At 64.8% G+C, this 23,269-nt stretch carries 20 protein-coding genes; 15 read left to right on the plus strand and 5 right to left on the minus strand.

The genetic code is table 11. The features are described from left to right. Position 1: 1 nt before the first annotated feature. The 4 genes from OX462_RS20285 to OX462_RS20300 all read right to left on the minus strand — a co-directional run bounded on the left by OX462_RS20285 (position 2) and on the right by OX462_RS20300 (position 4,153). Positions 2-1,054: a FecCD family ABC transporter permease gene (locus tag OX462_RS20285; protein ID WP_409026926.1), complete on the minus strand. Its 1,053-nt coding sequence runs from the start codon at positions 1,052-1,054 to the stop codon at positions 2-4. Continuing rightward, positions 1,051-1,977: a heme/hemin ABC transporter substrate-binding protein gene (locus OX462_RS20290; RefSeq protein ID WP_099411858.1), complete on the minus strand. Its 927-nt coding sequence runs from the start codon at positions 1,975-1,977 to the stop codon at positions 1,051-1,053. The genes OX462_RS20285 and OX462_RS20290 overlap by 4 nt, the downstream gene beginning before the upstream one ends. Then, positions 1,965-3,059 (minus strand): hemin-degrading factor, encoded by a 1,095-nt coding sequence (locus tag OX462_RS20295; RefSeq protein ID WP_409026927.1) that lies wholly within the window; start codon positions 3,057-3,059, stop codon positions 1,965-1,967. Before OX462_RS20295 ends, OX462_RS20290 begins: the two co-directional genes overlap by 13 nt. 194 nt (positions 3,060-3,253) lie before the next feature. Further along, entirely contained in the window at positions 3,254-4,153 is a 900-nt protein-coding gene (locus OX462_RS20300) for a DMT family transporter (protein ID WP_326459501.1), read from the minus strand. A 303-nt stretch (positions 4,154-4,456) separates the two neighbouring features. Between OX462_RS20300 and gcvA the strand changes: the two genes are divergently transcribed. Then, positions 4,457-5,401: a transcriptional regulator GcvA gene (gene gcvA, locus OX462_RS20305; RefSeq protein ID WP_070220093.1), complete on the plus strand. Its 945-nt coding sequence runs from the start codon at positions 4,457-4,459 to the stop codon at positions 5,399-5,401. After that, on the plus strand, positions 5,398-5,760 hold the full coding sequence (locus OX462_RS20310) for a hypothetical protein (protein WP_409026928.1): 363 nt from the start codon (positions 5,398-5,400) through the stop codon (positions 5,758-5,760). The genes gcvA and OX462_RS20310 overlap by 4 nt, the downstream gene beginning before the upstream one ends. Positions 5,761-5,904: 144 nt before the next feature. Here the strand turns inward: OX462_RS20310 and orn are convergent, their stop codons facing one another. Next, the gene (orn, locus tag OX462_RS20315; RefSeq protein ID WP_170840539.1) at positions 5,905-6,501 is read right to left on the minus strand and encodes an oligoribonuclease; all 597 of its coding nucleotides are present in this window, start codon (positions 6,499-6,501) and stop codon (positions 5,905-5,907) included. A 56-nt stretch (positions 6,502-6,557) separates the two neighbouring features. Between orn and OX462_RS20320 the strand changes: the two genes are divergently transcribed. From OX462_RS20320 to cheB, 13 genes are all read left to right on the plus strand, one after another. Then, positions 6,558-7,838 (plus strand): M48 family metallopeptidase, encoded by a 1,281-nt coding sequence (locus OX462_RS20320; protein WP_409026929.1) that lies wholly within the window; start codon positions 6,558-6,560, stop codon positions 7,836-7,838. After that, the gene (locus OX462_RS20325) at positions 7,835-8,200 is read left to right on the plus strand and encodes a 4a-hydroxytetrahydrobiopterin dehydratase (RefSeq protein WP_070220087.1); all 366 of its coding nucleotides are present in this window, start codon (positions 7,835-7,837) and stop codon (positions 8,198-8,200) included. Before OX462_RS20320 ends, OX462_RS20325 begins: the two co-directional genes overlap by 4 nt. Continuing rightward, complete coding sequence (gene rsgA / locus OX462_RS20330) at positions 8,197-9,102, plus strand: ribosome small subunit-dependent GTPase A (RefSeq protein WP_034785059.1); 906 nt, start codon at positions 8,197-8,199, stop codon at positions 9,100-9,102. Before OX462_RS20325 ends, rsgA begins: the two co-directional genes overlap by 4 nt. 267 nt (positions 9,103-9,369) lie before the next feature. Next, positions 9,370-9,825, plus strand: coding sequence for a hypothetical protein (locus OX462_RS20335; protein ID WP_070220085.1), 456 nt, complete (start codon positions 9,370-9,372; stop codon positions 9,823-9,825). A gap of 180 nt (positions 9,826-10,005) precedes the next feature. Next, on the plus strand, positions 10,006-12,855 hold the full coding sequence (locus OX462_RS20340) for an ATP-binding protein (RefSeq protein WP_254670509.1): 2,850 nt from the start codon (positions 10,006-10,008) through the stop codon (positions 12,853-12,855). Positions 12,856-13,142: 287 nt separating this feature from the next. Next, positions 13,143-14,063, plus strand: a complete 921-nt coding sequence (gene argF, locus OX462_RS20345; protein ID WP_070290636.1) for an ornithine carbamoyltransferase — start codon at positions 13,143-13,145, stop codon at positions 14,061-14,063. A gap of 73 nt (positions 14,064-14,136) precedes the next feature. Next, the gene (locus OX462_RS20350) at positions 14,137-15,372 is read left to right on the plus strand and encodes an argininosuccinate synthase (RefSeq protein ID WP_034759383.1); all 1,236 of its coding nucleotides are present in this window, start codon (positions 14,137-14,139) and stop codon (positions 15,370-15,372) included. 313 nt (positions 15,373-15,685) lie between these two features. Continuing rightward, on the plus strand, positions 15,686-17,497 hold the full coding sequence (locus OX462_RS20355) for a methyl-accepting chemotaxis protein (protein ID WP_121668798.1): 1,812 nt from the start codon (positions 15,686-15,688) through the stop codon (positions 17,495-17,497). A gap of 4 nt (positions 17,498-17,501) precedes the next feature. After that, positions 17,502-17,957 (plus strand): chemotaxis protein CheW, encoded by a 456-nt coding sequence (locus OX462_RS20360; RefSeq protein ID WP_409026930.1) that lies wholly within the window; start codon positions 17,502-17,504, stop codon positions 17,955-17,957. Continuing rightward, the gene (locus OX462_RS20365) at positions 17,954-19,201 is read left to right on the plus strand and encodes a CheR family methyltransferase (RefSeq protein WP_409026931.1); all 1,248 of its coding nucleotides are present in this window, start codon (positions 17,954-17,956) and stop codon (positions 19,199-19,201) included. The genes OX462_RS20360 and OX462_RS20365 overlap by 4 nt, the downstream gene beginning before the upstream one ends. A gap of 9 nt (positions 19,202-19,210) precedes the next feature. Continuing rightward, entirely contained in the window at positions 19,211-19,897 is a 687-nt protein-coding gene (locus tag OX462_RS20370) for a chemotaxis protein CheW (RefSeq protein WP_409026932.1), read from the plus strand. Then, a complete protein-coding gene (locus OX462_RS20375) occupies positions 19,894-22,203 on the plus strand; it encodes a hybrid sensor histidine kinase/response regulator (protein WP_409026933.1) in 2,310 nt (769 codons plus the stop codon). Before OX462_RS20370 ends, OX462_RS20375 begins: the two co-directional genes overlap by 4 nt. A gap of 10 nt (positions 22,204-22,213) precedes the next feature. After that, positions 22,214-23,266, plus strand: a complete 1,053-nt coding sequence (cheB, locus tag OX462_RS20380; RefSeq protein WP_070220069.1) for a chemotaxis-specific protein-glutamate methyltransferase CheB — start codon at positions 22,214-22,216, stop codon at positions 23,264-23,266. Positions 23,267-23,269 lie beyond the last annotated feature (3 nt).

Raw genomic sequence — 23,269 nt, forward strand, 5'->3', positions numbered from 1 at the left:
TTCAGGCGGTGCCGTGGCGGAAGCGCCGCAACAGCATCAGGAAAAATGGCCCGCCCAGCAAGGCCGTGAAAATGCCGACGGGGACTTCCGCGGGAATGGCGACCGTGCGCGCCAGGGTGTCGGCCGACAGCAGCAGCAAGGCGCCCATCAGCATCGCCAGCGGCAGCACCTTGCGCTGGTCGGCGCCCAGCCAGGTGCGCACCAGGTGCGGCGCGATCAGGCCGATGAAGCCGATGCCGCCGCACCAGGCGACGGCAAACCCGGTCAGCACGGCCACCAGCACGATCACCTGCGTGCGCAGGCGGCCCACGTCGACGCCCACGTGCAGCGCCTGCGCCTCGCCCAGCGCCAGCGCGTTCAGGGGCCGCATCAGGAAGCGCGTGGTCCACAGCGCGCCCGCCAGCACCAGCAGCAGGGCAGCCACCTGGCGCCAGCTGCCGGCCGACAGCGAGCCGAGCGTCCAGAAAGTCAGGGTGCGCAACTGGTCGTCGCTGGCCAGGTAGATGCACAGGCCCATGACGGCCACCGTGATGGCGTTCAGCGCCACGCCCGTCAGCAGCAGGCCGACGATGGAACCGGGCGTGGCCCAGCGGGCGACCCGGTCGAGCAGCACGCAAATGAGCATGGCGCCGGCAAACGCGGCGGCAGGCAGCAGCCACACGCGCAGTTCGGGCGCCACGTGCAGGCTGGCCGTGAAAACGATGGTGGCCGCGCCCGCGCAGGCGGCGCCGCTGCTCACGCCCAGCAGTCCCGGGTCGGCCAGCGGATTGCGGAACAGCCCTTGCGTCAGGCCGCCGGCCAGCGCCAGCGCGGCGCCGATCAGGGCGGCGAACAGCGCGCGCGGCAAACGGATATGCCACAGCACGTACGCGCCGCCGGACAGCCCCTCGTCGCCCGCTTGAAACGGCGCCAGCCAGTCGGCCAGGGTCACGGGCACGGCGCCCGCCTGCACGGCGACGAGCAAGCCGCCAGCGAGTGCGGCGGCCAGCAGCCCGCCGGCGCCCCAGCGTGGCCAGCACCAGGGCGCGGCGGAGACCAGGGAGGCCACGTTCATGCGGCCATGGCTTTGGCGAAAGCGGCGTCGAGTTCCGCCAGCGCCTGCGGCATGCGCGGGCCAAAGCCCAGCAGCAGCATGGCTTCCTGCGAGACGATGCGGTGCTTGCGCCCGGCCGGCGTCTGCGCCAGGCCTGGCAGTTTCAGGATGCCGTCCACGCCGCCCGAAGCCTTCAAGCCCTGGTCGGTGACGAGCACGATGTCGGGCCGCGCGGCGATCACGGCTTCCGGCGTCAGCGGCTTGTAGCCGGCGAATCCGCCCTGCCCGCCCATCACGTTGACGGCGCCCGCATACGCGAGCATGGCGTCGGCGCCCGTCTCGCGCCCGCCCACCATCACCTGGTTCGGCGCATGGGCGAGGATGAACAGCACGCGCACGGGCGCATGCTGGCGCTGCTGCACCTTGGCCAGGGCGCCGCTCCACTGCTGCTGCAGGCTTTGCGCCAGGCGCGCGGCGGGTTCGGGGCGGCCCGTGATCCGGCCCACCTGCTTTACCCGTTCGAGCAAGCCTTCGAATTGGTTGTTCGCGCTGAGCACCGCCACCGGCACGCCCGCCTCGCGCACCTGGCGCAGCACCGCTTGCGGCCCCGCTTCCTCGGTGGCGATCAGCTGCGTGGGCGCCAGCGACAGCACGCCCTCGGCCGACAGGGTGCGCGCATAGCCGACCTGCGGCAGCTGCTGCGCCACGGCCGGATACAGCGACGTCGTATCGACGCCCACCAGTTCGCCCTGCGCCTCGAGCGCGTAGACGATTTCCGTCAGCGCGCCGCCCACGCTGACGATGCGCCGCGCCTTGGCCAGCGGCTTGGCCGCATCGGTCACTGCCGCCAGCACCTGCATCGGCGCGGCCAGGGCCAGCGCTCCCGCCCCCATTTTTTTCAGCGCGATGCGGCGCGCCACGCTGGCGGCGATCATGCGGCGCATAGTTCGCCCTCCCGCGCCACCCTGTCGACGATATGGCGCCATTCACACAATTCATGCACGCCTGGCTTGCGTTCGCCGAAGAACATGACGATGGTGTCGCCCTTCGCGTCGAACAGTTCCACGGACGTCACCAGACCGTCAACGGTCGGCTTTTTCACCACCCAGGCGCTGGCGATATGGTCTTCGCGCAAATGCAGGTTGAAGCGCTGGTCGAGCACATTGATCCACGGCCCCATCACGGCGATCTTGTGCACGGGACCCGAGTGGATCTGGATCATGCCCGCATTGCCGACGAAGGCCATGATGGACACTTTTTCCAGCGCGGCATCGTTGAGCAGGTCGAGCACGCAGGATTTGTCGATCTGCTGCACGAAGCGCGCTTCGGCCAGGCGCAGGCCCTGCAGACGCGAGACCGCATATTTTTTCAGCAAGGTGAAAAATTCATGCGTGTCGCGCAAGTCGGCCCAGGCGGCGCGAAAGCCGGCCACGTCGATCTGCGCATCGGGCAGTTCCGCCGGCGCCGGCGGCGGCGCCGTCACGGCGATGCCGGCCGCCTGGTCCGCGTCGGCAAACTGCGTCACCAGCGCGTCGTAGGCGGCCAGGTCGCTTTGCGGCTTGAGGAAAATCTTGTGCACGGCGTGGCCGGCCGCATCGAAAAATTGCAGGCTGCGCTGCACCTCGTGCTCGCCCATCTCGCGAACGGCAAAGCCATGCGCCCACTGGCGGTAAAACACGCGCAGGTCGATGTCGCCACCGAGCACCAGGCCCACATGGTTGTTGTGACTGGCTTTTCGGTAGACGCCCGTCTTTTCATGCACGCACGAGGCGTTGCGCGTCAGCGCCATGACTTCGCCCAGCGGCTCCAGCGCGGCGACGATGGCGGGCCAGTCGGCCTGCAGGCGCTCGGCGCCCAGCAAGGCGCCATCTGCCAGCGACAGGCCCGCATGCGCGGCGATCAGCTCGCCTTCGGCTATGCCCAGTTCCTCGGCGATGTCGCGGTGGCGGGCCTTCTTTTCGCGGCGCAGGCGGGCAAATTCACTGGTGACCAGCTCGATATTGCAAATGGGGAACGTGCTCGACACGGTGTCTCCTTTCAAGGCGAACACTGGCTGGCATGGGCTGGCTGGTGGTGGGGAAATTGACGTTAATTATAAATGAGAATCATTCGCAATCAAGTCTTATTTGTGTGCGCATAAAAAAAGCGCCGCGACAGGAAACCCGTCGCGGCGCCAAAGGAGACCGATCGAGACAACCGATCAGTTCGGGAAAAACAGGATCAGGCGCTGGCCTGCACGCCCGGCATGGAAACCGGCTTGGCAGCGGGCCGCTGCGCCAGCAAGACCACGGCGGCCAGCACCATGGCGCCGCCCAGCAATTGCGTGCCGCTGACGGATTCCTTCAGCAAGGTCACGCCGAACGCCATTGTGATGACGGGTTCAAACGTGGAAATGATCGACGCCTTGGCCGCGCCGATCTGCGCCACGCCGGCAAAGAAGGCGGCGATCGCGATGGCCGTCGAGAACAGGGCGATGGCGCTGACGGCCAGCCAGCCCGTCGCCGTGCCCGGCAAGGACACGCCCTGCCACAAGGCAATCGCGCTGTTCGACAGGCCCGCCGTGCCCAGAATCACGACGCAAGCGGCCAATGGGTGAATATTCTCGCGGCTTTTCGACAGACTGTTGCCAAACAGGATGTACACGGCGTACACGCCGGCCGCCATCAAGGCCAGGGCGATGCCGATGGGCTGGCCCTGCAGCTTGCCGCCCAGGGTGATGGCCATGCCGGCAATGGCCAGCGCCATCAGCACCAGCATGCGCCGGTCCAGCTTTTCCCAGCCCAGCGCCAGCGCGAGGATGGTGACCAGCACGGGATACACGTACAGCAGCATGCCGCACAGGCCGCTGCTGGCATACATGAGGGCATTGAAATAGCCTTGCGACTGGGCCGTGTACATCAGGCCCATCAGCATGTAGCCGGCCAGCAGGCGGCCACGCGGCAAGCGCCAGCCGCCCAGCCACACGAGCGGCAGCAAGAGCATGGCGGCGATGACGAAACGCAAGGCCAGCATGGTCGACGGGTTGACCCCGGACGCATAGGCCGCCTTGGCAAACACTGCGGAACTGCCGAAACCGGCGGCCGACAGCAACACCAGCGCAACGGCGCGGCGATCAGACATGACTAAACCTCTTTGAGTACGCCAGGGCAAACCTGCTGCGCGTCGCGCTTTGCGGCCGGCGATGCTCACCGTACTGAAGTACGGTTGCGCTTCTCAGCCACAAATCACTGCCGCTCGCGACGGTTTTCCCAGGCGTTGTAAATATTAATGCCAAGCAAGGCTGGAAGATGATGCATGCGTGAATCCTGTTGCGGGTCGTTTCACGCATGAGCGGCATCATATTCGCTTGCGCAAAATGAAACAAACCAATATTCTTCACGGATAGGCCGAATATTACTGAGGCTCAATTCTATTAAGAACGCCATGTCACGTCCCTTGCCACCGCTCGCCGCCCTGCACGCCTTCGAGGCGGCCGCCCGCCATGAAGGTTTCCAGCGCGCGGGCGAAGAATTGCACGTCTCGGCCGGCGCCATCGGCCACCACGTCAAACAGCTGGAAGCGTGGCTCGGCATCGTGCTGTTCCAGCGTCTGCCGCGCGGCGTGGTGCTCACCAGCGCCGGCCAGCGCTATGCGGCTTCGCTGGGGCCGATACTCAACCAGCTGGCCGACGTCTCCGAGCAGGCGCGGCGCCAGGGCGACGACAAGGTCGTCACGGTGACGGCCACCAGCTCGCTCGTCTCGCGCTGGCTGATGCCGCGCCTGGGCCGGCTGCGCGACCGCTACCCGCAGATCGAACTGCGCGTGCTGGCGTCCATGCACCCGGTCGACCTGGCGCGCGATGGCGTGGACGTGGCCATCCGCCTGGGACCAGGCCGCTATCCGGGCCTCAAAGTGGATTTATTGATGGAAGAATGGTTTTCCGCCGTCTGCAGCCCCGGTTTCCGCGCCAACGCGGCCAGCCTGCGCCAGCCGGCCGACCTGCTGCGCTATCCGCTGCTGCACGACGAGCCGGAAGTGCACCTGCCCGGCGAAATCGACTGGACGCGCTGGCTGCACAGCTGCGGCGTGCATTACAGCGGCAATAGCGGCAACAGCGGCGCGCGCTTTTCGCACACGTATCTATGCCTGGACGCAGCCGCCAGCGGCCAGGGCGTGGCCATTGCCGCCAGTCCCCTGATCGGCGACGACCTGCGCTCGGGCCGCCTGGTGCGCGTGTTCGAACACGCGGTGCGCGGCCCCCACTGCTATTATCTGCTGCGTTCGCCCCAGGCGGAAACGCGGCCCCTCGTGCACGCGTTTTGCGAATGGCTGATCGCCGAAGCGCGCGCCGACCAGGAAACCGTCTGGCCTACCGTGGAGACAGCATGACGACACACGAACTGGCGCGCAGCGCCGACTATATTGTCCAGCACGAATACGAACATGCCAGGGTGACGGCCGCCGATGGGCGTCACGCCAGCCTGGGCGAATTCTATGGCGACCCGGCCGTGGCCTTGATCGATGACCATGAGCAATGGTGCGCCGTGGCGGGCGAAGGATTGGTGATTTGCCGGCTGGAACAGGGGTTCGGCCAGTGCGCGGAATACTACCGCCAGCCTGGCGAAGTGCGCTGGATTACGGACTTGCGGCAAACGGGAGCGTTTGCGCTGGAGTGGCGGGGTGAGGATGGGGTTTGGCACAGCCTTGCCTTTGAGGCGGCTGTGTCGGGTTACGCGCCAAGGCGCTAACCCGACCTACGCCGACCTGCGCCAGCGGTTGCAATGCCCCGTAGCTGTGTCGGGTTACGCGCCAAGGCGCTAACCCGACCTACGCCAGAGGTTGCAATGCCCCGTAGGTCGGCTTAGCGCGCAGCGCCTAAGCCGACAACCCCATTACAATTTAATGAAATGCTCGCGGTAGTACTTCAATTCTTCGATCGACTCGAGGATATCGGCCAGCGCCGTGTGCTTCTGGTGTTTCTTGAAACCGGTGGCGATTTCCGGCTTCCAGCGCTTGCACAGCTCTTTCAATGTCGATACGTCAACATTGCGATAGTGGAAGAACGCTTCCAGCTTCGGCATGCCGCGCACCATGAAACGGCGGTCCTGGCCGATGGTGTTGCCGCACATGGGCGACTTGCCAGCAGGCACGTATTTCTTCAGGAATGCGATCAGTTCCGCTTCCGCCTGGGCTTCCGTCACGGTCGACGCCTTGACCTTGTCGATCAGGCCCGAGCGGCCGTGCGTGCCCTTGTTCCAGGCATCCATCTTGTTCAGGGTTTCATCCGACTGGTGAATCACGAACACGGGGCCTTCGGCCAGCAGGTTCAAGTGCATGTCCGTCACCACCACCGCCACCTCGATGATGCGGTCGGTATCAGGCTCCAGGCCCGTCATTTCCATGTCGACCCAGACCAGGTTCATCTCGTTGGGACGTGCTGGCACGACGGGTGCGGGGGTGGATGCGGTTAAGTCGGTCGCTTGTGACATAATTCTCTCTTGGCCTAATCAAACTAAATAATCAGCCATTTTCTCACAGGCACAGAATGTATTCACTCGCGTTTTCGATTTTGTTTGTATCCATCCTCGTTTTGACCCTGGCCGTGCGCTTCTGGCTCGCTTCGCGGCAGATCCGCCACGTGCTGGCGCACCGCGCGGCAGTCCCGCCCGAATTCGCGGAAAAAATCCCCTTGGCGGCGCACCAGAAGGCGGCCGACTATACTGTGGCGAAGACCAAGTTCGGCCTGCTGACCCTGCTGGTCAACTATGCCGTGCTGATCGGTTTTACCCTGCTGGGCGGCCTGCAATGGCTGGCGCTGCACCTGAATGACTGGATGGGTGCGGGTTCGCCCATGCTGTACCAGATCGGCCTGATCGCCGCCTTTGCCGTCATTTCGGGCCTGATCGACCTGCCCTTCGATTACTACCGCCAGTTTGTGCTGGAACAACGCTTCGGCTTCAATACCATGGCGCGCAAGCTGTTCTTCACGGACATGCTCAAGGGCGTGGGCCTGGGCGCGGCCATCGGCTTGCCGCTGATCTGGGTCGTGCTGACCCTGATGGCCAAGTCGGGCGGCCTGTGGTGGCTGTACGCGTGGTTCGTCTGGAGCGGCTTCCAGCTGCTGATGATGGTGCTGTTTCCCACCGTCATCGCGCCCCTGTTCAACAAATTCACGCCGCTGGCCGACGAAGCGCTGAAAAGCCGCATCGAAGGCTTGATGCAACGCGTCGGTTTCGCTTCGAAAGGCTTGTTCGTCATGGACGGCTCGAAGCGCAGCGCCCACGGCAATGCGTATTTCTCGGGCTTTGGCGCCAACAAGCGCATCGTCTTCTTCGACACACTGCTGTCGCGCCTGGCGCCGCAGGAGATCGAAGCCGTGCTGGCGCATGAACTGGGCCACTTCAAGCTCAAGCACATCGTCAAGCGCATCGCCATGATGTTCGTCATCTCGCTGGGCTTTCTGGCGCTGCTGGGCTTCCTGAAAACGCAGCCATGGTTCTATGCGGGCCTGGGCGTCGACCCTGTCGCGCTGGCCTTGACGGGCCAGCCGACGGACGCGCTGGCCCTGCTGCTGTTCATGCTGGCCTTGCCCGTCTTCACCTTCCTGCTGGGACCGTTGACCTCGCTCAGCTCGCGCAAGCACGAATTCGAAGCCGACGCCTTTGCCGCCACGCACACGCAGGCGGACGACCTGGTCTCGGCCCTCGTGAAAATGTATGAAGACAATGCGTCGACCCTGACGCCCGACCCGCTGCACTCGGCCTTTTACGATAGCCACCCGCCGGCCAGCGTGCGCATCCGCCACCTGAAAGGGGCTACGACATGAATACGCCATCCACACTGCAAGAGCTGGCCCAACTGTCCTGCGCGCCGCGCCAGCACGCGCTGGGCGACACCGGCGTCGCCACCCTGCACGCGCTGCTGCCGCAATGGACAGTACAAAATGGCAAGCTGTGCCGCGACTTCGGCTTCAAGAATTACTACCAGACCCTGGCGTTCGTGAACGCCCTGGCCTATATGACCCATACGCAAGACCACCATCCGGAGCTCATCATTACTTACAAAACCTGCGCCGTGCGCTACGACACGCACTCGGTCAACCAGGGCGCCGGCGGCCTGTCCGAAAACGACTTCATCTGCGCCGCCAAGGCCGACCTCATTTACCAGAGCAGCCAGGTGGCCCCATGAGCGAAGGCAAGTTGACGGGCGTCATCATTGCCGCCCACGGCCGCCATTACCTGGCCGACGTGGACGGCGCCAAGCTGCAATGCGTAACGCGCGGCAAGAAAACCAATGTGGCCGTGGGCGACATCGTGCACCTGACGCGCACCTCGAACGACCAGGCCGTCATCGACCGCATCGAGGAACGCAAGACCCTGCTGTACCGCTCGGATCAGTACAAATCGAAGCTGCTGGCCGCCAATTTGACGCAGCTGTTCATCGTCGTGGCGACGGAACCGGGCTTTGCCGATGACCTGATCTCGCGCTCGCTGGTGGCGGCCGACGCGGCCGGCATCGAGGCGCGCATCATCCTGAATAAAACGGACGTGACCGCTTCGCTGGAACGGGCCCGCGAGCGCCTGCTGCCGTATTCCTCGATGGGCTATCCCGTCGATGAAGTGTCGGCGCGCGCCGAGCCCGAGCACGCCGTGGCCACCCTGGCGCCGCTGCTGGCGGGCCAGTCGTCGATCCTGATCGGCCAGTCGGGCATGGGCAAGTCATCCTTGATCAACCTGCTGGTGCCGGACGCGGACATCGCCGTGCGCGAAATCTCGGCCGCGCTCGACACGGGCAAACACACGACGACCTTTACGCGGCTGTACAAGCTCGATGAACTGGGCGCCAACAGTTCCATCATCGACTCGCCCGGCTTCCAGGAATTCGGTCTGTATCACCTGTCCGAAGGCATGCTCGAGCGGGCTTTCCGCGAGTTCCAGCCCTACCTGGGCGGCTGCAAGTTCTATAACTGCCGCCACCTGATCGAGCCGCAATGCGCCATCCTGCAAGCCTTGTCGGAAGGCAAGATCGCCAAGATGCGCCATACCCTGTATGGCCAGCTGCTGCACGAATCGGCGCAGACACTGTATTAAGAAAATGCCGCAGCACGAATAAAGCCACAACAAAACCTCGGCCGGCAAAATTTAATTTTGCGGCCGAGCTTGCTTTTCGACTTTAATCCCAAAACCGTTCATCCGCCGTTTTAGGCATTTCAGCGCGTCAAACCTGCCGCCCGTCGCCTGCCGCTGGCGATGGCCAGGCGCGTTTGCTAACTTGACACCAGTCGCTGCCGGAAACCCGTCAGCGACCACACGATCTAACTACTCTCCATCCTGCCATCCTGATCGAAGGTGAATGTCATGCTGACCAAACGCTTACTCCCCCTCCTCGTCGCTATCTTTGCCCTTGCCGGCGGCACGGCCCAGGCCCAAACCGCGATGACGCCGCAAGCCGCAGACAGCGTGCGCGTCACCTCTGGCACCTACTATCACGTCACGGCACAGGAAGCCTTAGACATCGAGCAGCAATACCGCCTGTCGAATGGACAACGGCTGGAAGTCCAGCAGCAGGACACCCATTTCTTTGGCCGCCTGATCGACGACAGGGAATTGCATGCAAAGCCCAGCGTGGAAATCTATCCCACCGGGCCGGGCCAGTTTGTCAGCAAAAAGGGCTCGACCTTCGTTTTCAGCAATACGGGCGAGCGCGTGGTGATCGACGACGCCCAGTTCCTGCCCGGCTTGCGCATGCCTGCCGACATGCGCAGCGCCAGCACCATGGACGGCAGCGCCCGCATCCGCCTCGTGTCACGCTAGACGCCTGCGGCCGGCCGTAGCACGGCCGGGGAAACGCCCTGCCGTGGCGGCCGGGCGGGACGCACAATTCTGCCCTGCGGACTGAACAATTCCCCTGAATGCAGCTTACAATGCGATGACGCATGGCCTGTGCGGTCGCAGGCTGGCGCCACTGTTTGCGGGGAGAATGCTTGAATGGAAATGTTCGCGCTCGAACATGACGTAGCGCAGTGGGAAAGCGCATTGCTGCCGTTGCGCGGTGCCGGGCGCGTACCGCTGCTGCTGTTGCTGGCATGGCATTTGCGCCAGCGCAACTGCGCACAGGCTCTGCACCATGCAGCCGAAGCGGCAGCCTTGTTGCCCCACGCCCAACTGCCGCCCCCCGCCTTGGCCAGCGCCCAAGCGCGTCTGCAACTGGTGCAGGCGGAAGTGGCATGGCTGCAAGGCGCACTCGATGCGGCCGAAAGCCTGGCCATGGCGGCGCACGCCATCCTGTGCGCGCATGGCGACGGCGCCGGCTGCGCCGACGCCCACTGGCTGCTGTCCTCGATCGCCGTCGACCGGGGCGACCATGCCCGCTGCGACGCCGAACTGCTGGCCGCGGCGCAGCAAGCGCGTAGCGCCGGCGATGCGATGCGCGCCGGCCTGGCCGACGCGGCCACGGCGCGCTGGGCCGTCTTGCACGACGCGCCGGCCGCCCAGGTCCGATGGGGCGGCCACTTCCAGACCGACGGCGCCAGCGGCAAGCTGCCCGCGCCGCTGGCCGCCTGGGTGCACGACTTTCGCGGCTTGCTGGCGCACACCTCGCGCGACCTGGGCACGGCCGCCGGCCACTACATGCAAAGCTATGAGGCGGCCCTGGAAAGCGGCCAGCTGCGCGGCGCGATCACGGCCGCCATCAATATCGGCGACTGTTTCTCCAGCCTCAACGACAACGAATCGGCCCTCGAATGGATGCAGTGCGCGCTGGACCTGGCGCGCCCCACCGGCTGGCCGCGCAGCATCGGCGCCTGCCAGACGCATACGGCCGAAACCATGCGCAAGCTGGGGCGCCTGGCCGACGCCGAAACACTGCTGCGCGAAGCGCTGCACATCCTGGCCCCCGTGGCGGGCGCGCGCACCTATGCCAACGCCCTGTTCCACCTGGGCGAACTGAGCCTGGACAAGGGCGACTACGACACGGCGCTCGACGCCTTCAGCCGGCTGGCGCAGCGCGCCGAAGCGCTGGGCCAGGCCGATTTCCGCAGCATGGCGCAGCGCGGCAGCGCCCACGCGCTGTCCTACCTGGACCGTCCGGACGAGGCGCTGCAGGCGGCCGAACGGGCTTGCCAGCTTGCCACCGCGCAGGGCGACGCCATGCACCAGGTGGCGGCGCTGCGCGTTTTGTCCATGCTGCATGCGCGCCACGACTTGCCGCCGCCCGCAGGCATGCAGGAACGCAATCCCGCCCTGCATTTCCTGCACCAGGCACTGCAGGTGGCCGACTCCATCGAAGGCTATGTGCCGCCGGGCGAACTGCTCGATGCGCTGGCGCGCGAGTACGCGCATGCGGGCGACTATGCGCGCGCCTACGATATCGCCCTCGATGCGGGCGTGGCGCGCGAAAAAAGCCACACCCAGCAGGCGAGCAACCGCGCCACCGCCATGCAGGTTTACCACCAGACGGAACATGCGCGCTCGGAAGGCTATCACCACCGCGAACTGGCCGCCTCCGAAGCGCGCCGCGCCGAAGTATTGCAGCAGACCAGCGAGACCCTGGAGCGGCTGTCGGCCATCGGCCAGGAAATCACCACCCACCTCGACGCCAGCGCCGTGTTCCAGGTACTGGATCGACACGTGCATGCCTTGCTGCCAGTCAACACCTTCGCCGTCTACATGCTCGATGCGGCGGGCACGGCGCTGCGCCGCGCGCACGGCATGGAAGCGGGCCGCCCCCTGTCCGACAACGCCATTCCACTGAGCAACCCACGCGCCTATTCCGTGCGCTGCCTGCTGGGCCGGCGCGAAGTGTATATCGACCAGGTACCGCCCAAGCGCCACGCCTACACCGTGCCCGGCACGCTGCATAACCAGAGCGTGCTGTACGTGCCCTTGACGGTGGGCGAACGCGTGCTGGGCGTGATGACGGTGCAGGCTTGCCATGCCCATGCCTACGGCGAACGCGAACGCCTGATCTTCCGCACCCTGTGCGCGTATGGCGCCATCGCGCTCGACAATGCCAGCGCCTACCGGCAACTGCAAGACGCCCAGGCGCAACTGGTATCGCAGGAAAAACTGGCCGCCCTCGGTTCGCTGATGGCCGGCGTGGCGCATGAACTCAACACCCCGATCGGCAACAGCCTGCTGATCGCCAGCACCATGCTGCAAAAGACGGAAGACGTGGAACGCCTGATGAACGGTCCCGGCCTGCGACGCTCGGACCTGGCCGCCTACATCGACGATGCGGGCAAGGCATCGGCGCTGGTCATGCGCGGCCTGCACAGCGCGGCCGACCTGGTCAACAGCTTCAAGCAGGTGGCCGTCGACCGCACCACCGAACAACGGCGCCAGTTCGACCTGCAGCAGGTGAGCAATGAAATCATCGCCACCGTCATGAACCGCATCCGCAGCTCGGGCCACCGCATCGAGACGGATATCGCGTTCGGCATCTCGCTGGACAGCTATCCGGGCCCCTTCGGCCAGGTGATCACCAATCTGATCAACAACGCCCTGCTGCACGCCTTCGCTCCCGCGCCCAATGACGGCGCCGCCGGCAAGGGCTGCATGCGTTTGTCCGCCACGCCCGATGGCGCGCGCGTGCGGATCGTCTTCGCCGACAATGGCGGCGGCATCGCCGAACAGCATTTGTCGCGCATCTTCGACCCGTTCTTTACCACCAAGCTGGGCCAGGGCGGCAGCGGCCTCGGTTTGTCGATCAGCTACAACATCGTCACGGCCCTGCTGGGCGGCACCATCCAGGTGGCCAGCAGCCCCGCCGGCACGCATTTCACGCTGGACTTGCCCCTGGTGGCGCCGCAGATCGATGCGGCCAGTCCGGCCAGCATCTATTGATGCCGGCAAGACCATGGCTGGACGCGGATACTTGTCTACACAAGTACCCGTCCGGCCAGTCTTTCCAATCTAAAAGCAAAACCCTTATAATTGAATGGCTGAAGTCCCTGCCATTGCATGATTTACAACTTGGCAAACCGCATCGACCCGCGCGACAAACAGGCGCGGGCACCGATCAACACAGCAGCGCGCCGGGCGAGGCAGTCATCAGACGAGATGTTGTACGCTGATGCAACCCGGCGGGAAAGGCACGCCGCCGGCGGCCTGCGCATCTTCAAGTGGTCATTATGTCGACAAAAAAACCGATCAAGCACTACCTCCAGTTCTCCGATTTCACGTTGGAAGAGTATGAATATGTGATCGAACGCGCCCATCTGATCAAGCGCAAGTTCAAGAATTACGAAATCTACCATCCACTGATCGACCGCACCCTGGTGATGGTCTTTGAAAAGAACTCCACCCGCACGCGATTGTCGTTCGAAGCCGGCATGCACCAGCTGGGCGGCGCCGCCATCTACCTGAACACGCGCGACTCCCAGCTGGGCCGCGGCGAGCCGGTGGAAGACGCGGGCCAGGTCATGTCGCGCATGTGCGACATCATCATGGTGCGCACCTTCGGCCAGGAAATCATCGAGCGTTTCGCCGCCAATTCGCGCGTGCCGGTGATCAATGGCCTGACCAATGAACACCACCCGTGCCAGGTCTTTGCCGACATCTTTACCTACATCGAACACCGCGGCTCGATCGCCGGCAAGGTCGTCGCCTGGATCGGCGACGCCAACAACATGCTGTACTCGTGGCTGCAGGCGGCCGAAGTGTTCGGCTTCCACGTCAACGTATCGACGCCGAAGGGCTACGACATCGACCTGTCGCAAGTCAAGACGGAGCGCTACACCTTCTTCGCCAACCCGTCCGACGCTTGCGAAGGCGCGCACCTGGTCAACACGGACGTGTGGACCAGCATGGGTTACGAAGCGGAAAACGCGGCCCGTATCGCCGCCTTCGACGGCTGGATCGTCGATGGCGCGAAGATGGCCCGCGCCGCGCCCGACGCGCTGTTCATGCACTGCCTGCCCGCCCACCGCGGTGAGGAAGTGGCCGCCGAAGTGATCGACGGCCCGCAATCGGTGGTGTGGGACGAGGCGGAAAACCGCTTGCACGTGCAAAAAGCGCTGATCGAATACCTGTTACTCGGTAAAATCCAATAATTCGCCCGGCACTGCATAAAAAAAACCTGGCAGCATCGCAATACATACATCGACAACGACAACTGGAAGCAATATGAGCGACATTAAAAAAGTAGTCCTGGCCTATTCCGGCGGACTCGACACCTCCGTCATCCTGAAATGGCTGCAAGATAACTACCAGTGCGAAATCGTCACCTTCACGGCCGACCTGGGCCAGGGCGAAGAACTGGAACCGGCGCGCGCCAAGGCCATCAAATTCGGCATCAAGCCGGAAAACATCCATATCGAAGACGTGCGCGAAGAATTCGTGCGCGATTTCGTCTTCCCGATGTTCCGCGCCAACACCGTGTATGAAGGCGAATACCTGCTGGGCACCTCGATCGCCCGTCCGCTGATCGCCAAGCGCCTGATCGAAATCGCCAACGCCACGGGCGCCGACGCCATCTCGCACGGCGCGACCGGCAAGGGCAATGACCAGGTGCGTTTCGAACTGGGCGCCTACGCCCTGAAGCCAGGCGTGAAGATCATCGCCCCATGGCGCGAGTGGGATCTGCTGTCGCGCGAAAAACTGCTGAAGTACGCGGAAGACGCCGGCATCGAAATCGACATGAAGCACAAGAACGGCGGCGCGCCGTACTCGATGGATGCCAACTTGCTGCACATCAGCTTTGAAGGCCGCCACCTGGAAAACCCGAGCGCCGAAGCGGAAGAAACCATGTGGCGCTGGACCGTCAGCCCTGAAAAGGCGCCGGACGAAGCGGAATACCTGGACATCGAATACGAAAAAGGCGACATCGTCGCCATCAACGGCGTGCGCATGTCGCCGGCGACCGTGCTGGCCGAACTGAACAAGGTTGGCGGCAAGCATGGCGTGGGACGCCTGGACCTGGTGGAAAACCGCTACGTCGGCATGAAGTCGCGCGGCTGCTATGAAACCCCGGGCGGCACCATCATGCTCAAGGCCCACCGCGCCATCGAATCGATCACCCTGGACCGCGAAGTGGCCCACCTGAAAGATGACCTGATGCCGCGCTACGCGTCGATGATCTACAACGGCTACTGGTGGGCGCCCGAGCGCGTTGCCCTGCAAACCCTGATCGACCACACGCAGGAAACCGTGAACGGCTGGGTACGCATCAAGCTGTACAAGGGCAATGTCATCGTTGTGTCCCGCGATTCGAAGACGGATTCGCTGTTCGACATGAACATCGCCACCTTCGACGAAGACGGCGGCGCCTACAACCAGGCCGATGCCGGCGGCTTCATCAAGCTGAACGCCTTGCGCATGCGCATCGCCGCCATCGCCCGCGAAAAACGGGGCCAGAAGTAATTAGTTAGCCAGGGGGCACCTGCTCCCGCGCCAGCTCAAGCCGCCCACGGGCGGCTTTTTTGCGTTTGAAACGCACTCGTCCGCGATTTACGGCCCTGCGCGCACCCGGATCACCCCCATTTTGCTGTCCCCGTGGCAAAATGCTACAGTGCAATTTAGAGCACCTAACATAACCTACTGCGCGGCGCGATTTGCGGCCTGCGATGCTCACTGTGCATGCGCACAGTTGCGCTTCTCAGCCGCAACTCGCTGCCGCTCGCTACGGTTCTGTTAGGCGACTCTTAGTCGAAAACTTCCCGCTTCCGGAGCCACCATGTTCAAAGACCTGAGTATCAAGAATAAACTGTACCTGGGCTTCGGCTCCATCGTGGCCATCATCCTGATCCTGCTGGGCGTGGCCTACAACAGCTTTTCGCGGCTGTCCGAGGCTAATGCATGGGACCGCCATACGATGGAAGTGCTGGTCGAGATCGACAAGATCCACAATTCCATCCTGCAAATCCAGGTGGAAGCGCGCGGTTTCATCCTGACCGGCAACGAAGCCTCGCTGACGCCGGAAACCGATGAAACGGCAATGCTGAGCCAACACACGCAAAAAGCCATCGCCATGACGGTCGACAACAAGCTGCAGTCGGAACGCTTCCGCAAGATCGACCAGCTGACCACCACCTGGGTCAAGGAATGGATCACTCCGCTGATCGAGAAGCGCCGCGCGCTGGGCAATGCGCCGGGCGCCACGGAAGCGGTGGCGCGCTCCATGCCGCCAAGCGGCTACCCGGCTGTCGCGCAAGCGAACAAGCTGCTCGACGAAGTGGCCGCCGAGGAAACCCGCTTGCTGGCCGAACGCACGGCCACCACGGCAAAATTGCAGGAAACCATGATGTTGACCCTGGCCCTGGGCGGCCTGCTGTGCGTGGTGCTGGCGCTGGGCATTTCCTACCTGCTGGGCCGTGCCATCCTCGGCCCGCTGAACAGCCTGACGGACGCCGTCGGGCGCATCGCCGGCGGCGAGCAAGGCGCGCGCGCCGCCATCCTCTCGCGCGACGAACTGGGCAAGGTAACGGAAGAGTTCAACCGCATGGCGCAAACCATCCAGGACAACCAGGCCAACGAATTGGCCGCCACCAACACTTTGCGGGCCAAGGTCGATTCCCTGCTGGAAGTGGTGTCCAAGGCAGCCTCGGGCGACCTGACGGGCAAGGTCGGCATCACGGGCAGCGATGCCATCGGCCAGCTGGGCAATGGCCTGGCGAAGATGTTCGAAAACCTGCGCAGCCTGCTCAACAATGTGCAAAAGGCCGGCATCCAGGTGACGACATCCGCCACCGAAATCGCCGCCTCGGCGCGCCAGCAGGAAGCCACGGGGATTGAACAAGCGCAAACGAGCGTGGAAATTCTCAGCACCACCAAGGAAATCTCGGCCAACACGAGCCAGTTGCTCAAAACCATGGAAGACGCTACCGCCGTGGCCGACTACACGACGAATGCGACGGCCGAAGCGCAGAACAACCTCAAACGCATGGATTCGACCATGCAGCACATGGTCTCGGCCACCGATTCCATCAACGCCAAGCTGGCCGCCCTGTCGGAAAAAGCCAGCAATATCAATAGCGTGCTGATCACCATCACGAAGGTGGCCGACCAGACCAACATCCTGTCGCTGAACGCCGCCATCGAGGCGGAAAAGGCGGGCGAGGCGGGCCGCGGCTTTTCCGTGGTGGCGACGGAAATCCGCCGCCTGGCCGACCAGACCTCGGTGTCCACCTGGGATATCGAGCAAATGCTCAAGGAAATGCAGTCGGCCGTGTCCGCCAGCGTGATGGGCATGGATAAATTCTCGGAAGAAATTCGCCGCAGCGTGGGCGAAGTGCGGCAAGTGGCCGAGCAGCTGTCGTCCGTCATGGACCAGGTGCAGAAACTCACGCCGCAGTTCGACGCCGTGCTGCAAGGCATGCAGTCGCAGGCGATCGGCGCGTCGCAGATTTCCGACACCATGATGCAGCTCAACGACGCCACCCAGCAAACGGTGGAGTCATTAAAAGCCACCAGCGAGGCGGTGCACCAGTTGCAATATGCGGCGGGCGACCTGCAGTCGAGCGTGTCGACCTTCGCCGTCACCATCTGATCCCATGAAAGTGCTGCTCTTTCACATCGGACGCGACCGCTACGGCCTGCCCCTGGCCGGCATCGTGCGCGTGCTGCCGCTGCTGGAGCTGAAGCAGTTGCCGCTCACGCCAGACTACGTGGCCGGCCTGATGGACTTGCACGGCACGCCCGTGCCCGTGATCGACCTGTCGCGCCTGGCCGGGCTGCCGCCCGCCGCCGCGCAGTTCGACACGCGCATCGTCATCGTCGACTACCGCGCGCCGGACGGCGCCATGCATGCGCTGGGCCTGCTGGCCTCGCAGGTGCGCGGCATCGCCGATATCGACCCGCAAGGGCTTGAGGACAGCGGCGTGGCGACGGCGCCCTTCCTGGGCCAGGTGGCCAGCGACGCCGACGGCATCGTGCAGCTGGTCGAGCTGGAACACCTGCTGCCGCCGGACATGCGCGCGCTGCTGTTTCAAGACGCGAGCGCGGCATGACGGCGCAAGCCCTGCTGCGCCGCGCGACCGGCCTGTCGGTGTCCAAATCCGTGGCCGAGCGGGCCGTCAATCAGCGCATGGAGCGGACGGGCTTTGCCGATAGCCAGGCTTACCTGCAGGCGCTCACGCCGGCCGAAATGACGCAATTGATCGAACTGGTGGTGGTGCCCGAATCGTGGCTGTTCCGCGATCCGCAAGCGTTCTACGCCACCGTCGAACTGGTGCAGGAGCGCTGGGCGCGCGGACGCGCCACGCGCATCCTGTCGATCCCGTGCGCGGGCGGCGAGGAACCGTATTCGATGGCCATGGCGCTGCGCGACGGCGGTGTGCCGAAACAGGCGTTCAGCATCGACGCGTATGACTTGAGCCCCGGCTGCATCGAGCGGGCGCAGGCCGGCGTGTATGGCCGCAACGCCTTCCGCGCGCAGGACGTGGCCTTCCGAGAACGCTATTTCACGCACGTGGCCGACGACGCCTACCGCATCATCGACGCCCTGCGCGACCAGGTGACCTTCAGGCAGGGCAATCTGCTGCAGTTCGATACCGCCAGCTGCAACAAACATTACGACGTCATCTTCTGCCGCAACCTGCTGATTTACTTCGACAAACCGACCACGCGCGCCGCCATCGCCAACCTGTCCGCCCTGCTGGCCGACGACGGCATGCTGCTGGCCGGTTATGCGGAAGTGCCGTCGTTCTGCCAGAACGGCTTTGCGCCGCTGCAGTTCCGCCAGGCTTTCGCCCTGAAGAAGGAAACAGCGGCGCCGGCCAGCCCCGTGCTAGTGGCGCCGCTGCCTGTCGCGCGTCCCCTGCGCAGCGTGCCGCCCGCGCCAGGGCGCGCTGCAGTAGCAGCCCCCTCTTCCGCCGCGTCGGCGGTGCCGCGCACGCGCCCCGTGTCCGTGCCATCGCCCGCGCCGGCAGCGCAAGCCGATTTGCTGGCAGAGGCGCGCCTGCTGGCCGACCGCGGCCAGTTGCGCGAGGCCGGCGACAAATGCCACGCGCACCTGGCGAAAGTGCCCGAGGCGGCGGAAGCGTATTTCATGCTGGGCATCATCAACGAACTGGCCGGCAAGATGGACCTGGCCGACGACTACTGGCGCCGCTGCATCTACCTGCAGCCCGACCATTACGAGGCGCTGTGCCATCTGGCCCTGCTGGCCGAACGCAATGGCAACCAAACGGCCGCCGCCACCCTGAAGGCGCGCGCGGCACGCATTTACGAGCGCCGCCAGGCGTCCAACTAAGGGGCAAGCATGACAAATCTCATCGCCACCGAGTCCCCCGCCACCATCGACGACTGCTGGAACCATATCGGCGTGGTCGGCGACCAGAGCTGCCCCAAGCTGCCAGCCAACGTGCATTGCCGCAACTGCGACGTGTACGCGGGCGCCGCCCGGCGCAACCTGCAGCGGCCCGTGGACGAACACTACCGGCGCGACTGGGCCAGCCACTTCCGCCAGATCGATACGGGCGGCGAAGTGCGCGACAGTTCCGCGCTGGTGTTTCGCATCGGCCGCGAATGGCTGGCGCTGCCCACGCGCGTGTTCGACGCCGTGGCGCCGCAGGCCAAGCCGCATGTGCTGCCGCACCGCAGCGGGCGCGGTCTGGCGGGCATCGTCAATATCGGCGGCAAGCTGTATCCGTGCATGTCGCTGGCCAGTTTGCTGGGCATCGACGAACAGGGTGCGCCAGCGGCCCGCGGCCGCCACACGTTTGCACGCCTGCTGCTGCTGCGCTGGGAAGAGCAGGCTTACGCGCTGCCCGTGGCCGACCTGCACGGCATCGTGCGCTATGCGTCGGGCGCCGTGCAGGCGCCGGCGGCGACCATCAACAAGGGCCTGTCGCGCTTTTTGTCCGGCGTCATCACCGAGGGCGACATGCGCATCGGCTGCCTCGACACGGCGCTGATCGGCTTTCAACTTGCGAGACTATTACGATGAGCCAGGACCAGCACGGCGACCTGAGTGCCTTTTCCATGCTGGACCTGTTCCGCATGGAGGCGGACAGCCAGACCCAGATTCTCACCGACGGCTTGCTGGCCATGGAGCGCCATGCGGGCGACGCGGCGGCCGTCGAGGCGATGATGCGCGCGGCGCACTCGATCAAGGGTGCCGCCGCCATCGTCGGGCTGCAGGTGGTGGTGCAGCTGGCGCACGGCATGGAAGACAGCTTTGTCGCCGCCCAGCACGGCCGCTTGAAGCTGACGCCGGAACGGGTCGACGTGCTGCTGTCGGGCGTCGACCTGATCGTGCAGCTGTCGCGACTGGACGACGCGGGCGCCGAAGCGTGGCTGGCCGCGAATGCGGCGCAAATCGACCAGACCCTGAACGCCATCGCCGGCATCGCCGACCTGCCCGAATTGCCGGCCCTGCCCTCGTTGCCTGCCTCCGCTCCCGCCCCCTTGCCGCAGGAAACGCCCAACCCGACCGAACTGCAGGCTCCCGTGGCCAGCGGCCTGGCAGGCGAAGAGCCTGAATCGGCGGCCGCGCCTGCCCCGCGTGCGGGTGCCGCACCGGCCAAGGCTGTGGCGCAAAACTTCGACAAGCTGCTGTCGCTGGCCAGCGAATCGCGCATCAATGCGCACCAGATGCACCCGTTCGTCGGTGCCCTGCAGCGTTTCAAGCGCAACCAGAGCAGCCTGTTTTCCGCCATCGAGCACCTGCACGAAGCCATTGCCCGCTTGGCCGACCCGGGCCTGATGGAAAAGTCCCTGCTGGCGCTGCAAAAGACGCAACCGCTGAAGCAGTTCATGCTCGAGCACATCGCCGACATCGAAACCTATGAGCGGCGCCTGCTGGCCGTCTCGCAAGGCATGGTCGACGAAGTGCTGGCCCTGCGCATGCGCCCTTTCCGCGACGGCATCCATGCGTTTCCGCGCATGGTGCGCGACCTGGCGCGCAGCCTGGGCAAGGAAGTGCAGCTGGAGATCGAAGGGGAAGACACCCTGGTCGACCGCGACATCCTGGCGAAGATCGAAAGCCCGCTGAACCACATGCTCAGGAATGCCATCGACCATGGCATGGAAGGCCCGTACGAGCGCATCGACGCGGGCAAGGAAGCGATGGGCACGATACGCATGGAAGCGCGCCACCGCGCCGGCATGCTGAGCATCGAGATCAGCGACGACGGGCGCGGCGTCGACCTGGAAAAAATCCGCCAGTCCGTCATCGAGCGCAAGATGGCCAGCCCCGCCATGGCCGCCGCGCTGTCGCCGGGCGAGCTGCTGGAGTTTTTGTTCCTGCCCGCCTTCAGCCTGAAGGCGACGGCCAATCAATTGTCCGGACGCGGCGTGGGCCTCGACATCGTGCACGAGACGATACGCCAGCAAAACGGCACGGTGCGCCTGGAATCGGAGCCGGGCCGCGGCTTCCGCGCCCTGATCACCCTGCCGCTGACGCAATCGATCGTGCGCGCGCTGGTGGTCGACGTGCACGGCGAAGCCTATGCCATCCCCATCGTCAAGGTGGAAAGCGTGGTGCGCGTGCCGCAAGCGGCCATCCATACCCTGGAAAACAAGCAGTTCTTCGAACTCAAGGGCGAGCATCTGGGCCTGGTGTCGGCCGCGCAGGTGCTGGAACTGGGCGAAGCGGCCAGCCAGGCCGAGGACTTGCCGGTGGTGGTAATCGGCCGCGGCAAGCAAAGCTATGCGCTGGTGGTCGACGCCATCCGCGGCGAGCAAAGTCTGGCGGTGCAGGCCATCGATCCGATCTTCGGCAAGATGCGCGACATTTCCGCCGCCGCCCTGCTCGACGACGGCGAGCCGGTGCTGATCCTCGACGTGCCCGATTTGCTGCTGTCGATCGACAAGCTGCTGCACGAAGGCGGCCTGCACCAGCTGGCGCAGGCCGGCCACGCGCAGCAGCGCCGCGCCAAGCGCATCCTTGTCGTCGACGATTCGCTGACGGTGCGCGAGATGGAGCGCAAGCTGCTGCTGGCGCGCGGTTTCGAGGTCGACGTGGCCATTGACGGCATCGACGGCTGGAACGTGGTGCGCAGCGGCGAGTACGACCTGGTGATCACCGACGTCGACATGCCGCGCATGGATGGCATCGAACTGGTCTCGCTGATCAAGAAGGACCTGCACCTGCACAAGCTGCCGGTGATGATCGTCTCGTACAAGGACCGCCCGGAAGACCGCGCGCGCGGCCTGTCCGCCGGCGCCGATTATTATCTGACCAAAGGCAGCTTCCACGACGAGACCTTGCTCGACGCGGTGGCCGACCTGATAGGAGATGCCCGCTTATGAGCCGTCATTCATGAAAATTGCCATTGCCAACGATGTCGCCATGGCCGCCGAGGCCCTGCGCCGGGTGGTCGCCAGTACGCAGGAACACCAGGTGCTGTGGATCGCCCGCACGGGGCTCGAGGCCGTGCGCATGTGCGAGGGCAACCGCCCCGACCTGATCCTGATGGACCTGAACATGCCGGAGATGGATGGCGTGGAAGCGACGCGCCTGATCATGGAGCAAAGCCCGTGCGCCATCCTCGTCGTCACGGGCCGCCCGCAGGACAATGTCAACCAGGTCTTCCGCGCGCTGGGCGCGGGCGCGCTCGACGTCACGGCCACGCCGGTGCTGCAGGGGGAAGTGGGCGGCGACAGCGAACTGCTGGCCAAGATCAAGACCATCGGCAAGCTGATACGCCACAGCGCCGAAGCACCGCCGCCGCGCCCGGCGAACGGCAATAACGGCGAACGGGGCGACGGCCAGGTATCGACCCTGGTGGCCATCGGCGCCTCGACGGGTGGCCCCTCGGCCGTGGCCAAGGTGCTGGCCGGCTGGACGGCGCCGCCCGGCTGCGCCATCGTGGTGGTGCAGCACATCGATGAAACCTTCGCCTCGCACTTCGCCAAATGGCTCGATGACCAGCTCAGCATGCCCGTGCGCGTGATCGCCGAAGGCGATGAACTGGTGTCCGGCACGGTACTGATCGCCAAGACCAATGACCACTTGCTGCTAGATCAAAATTATCGTTTGGGTTACGATGCAGCACCGCGCGACTATGTTTACCGCCCGTCCGTCGATGTCTTCTTCAACTGCGTGGCGCAGCACTGGCGCGGCGACGCCATCGGCGTATTGCTCACAGGCATGGGGCGCGATGGCGGCGACGGCTTGCTGGCCATGCGCCGCGCAGGCAAGACGACGATCGCGCAAGACCAGGCCAGCAGCGCCGTGTATGGCATGCCGCGTGCGGCGGCTGAACTCGATGCGGCGCAGCAAATCCTGCCATTGGATAGAATAGGCGCCAGCCTGCGCGGCCGCCTGGGCGCCAAACTCAACAATGGGTGGGAGCCCTCCCCTAACATCTGAAAA

It is taken from the genome of Janthinobacterium aestuarii, from assembly GCF_046113285.1.
Classification (GTDB): Bacteria; Pseudomonadota; Gammaproteobacteria; order Burkholderiales; family Burkholderiaceae_D; genus Janthinobacterium.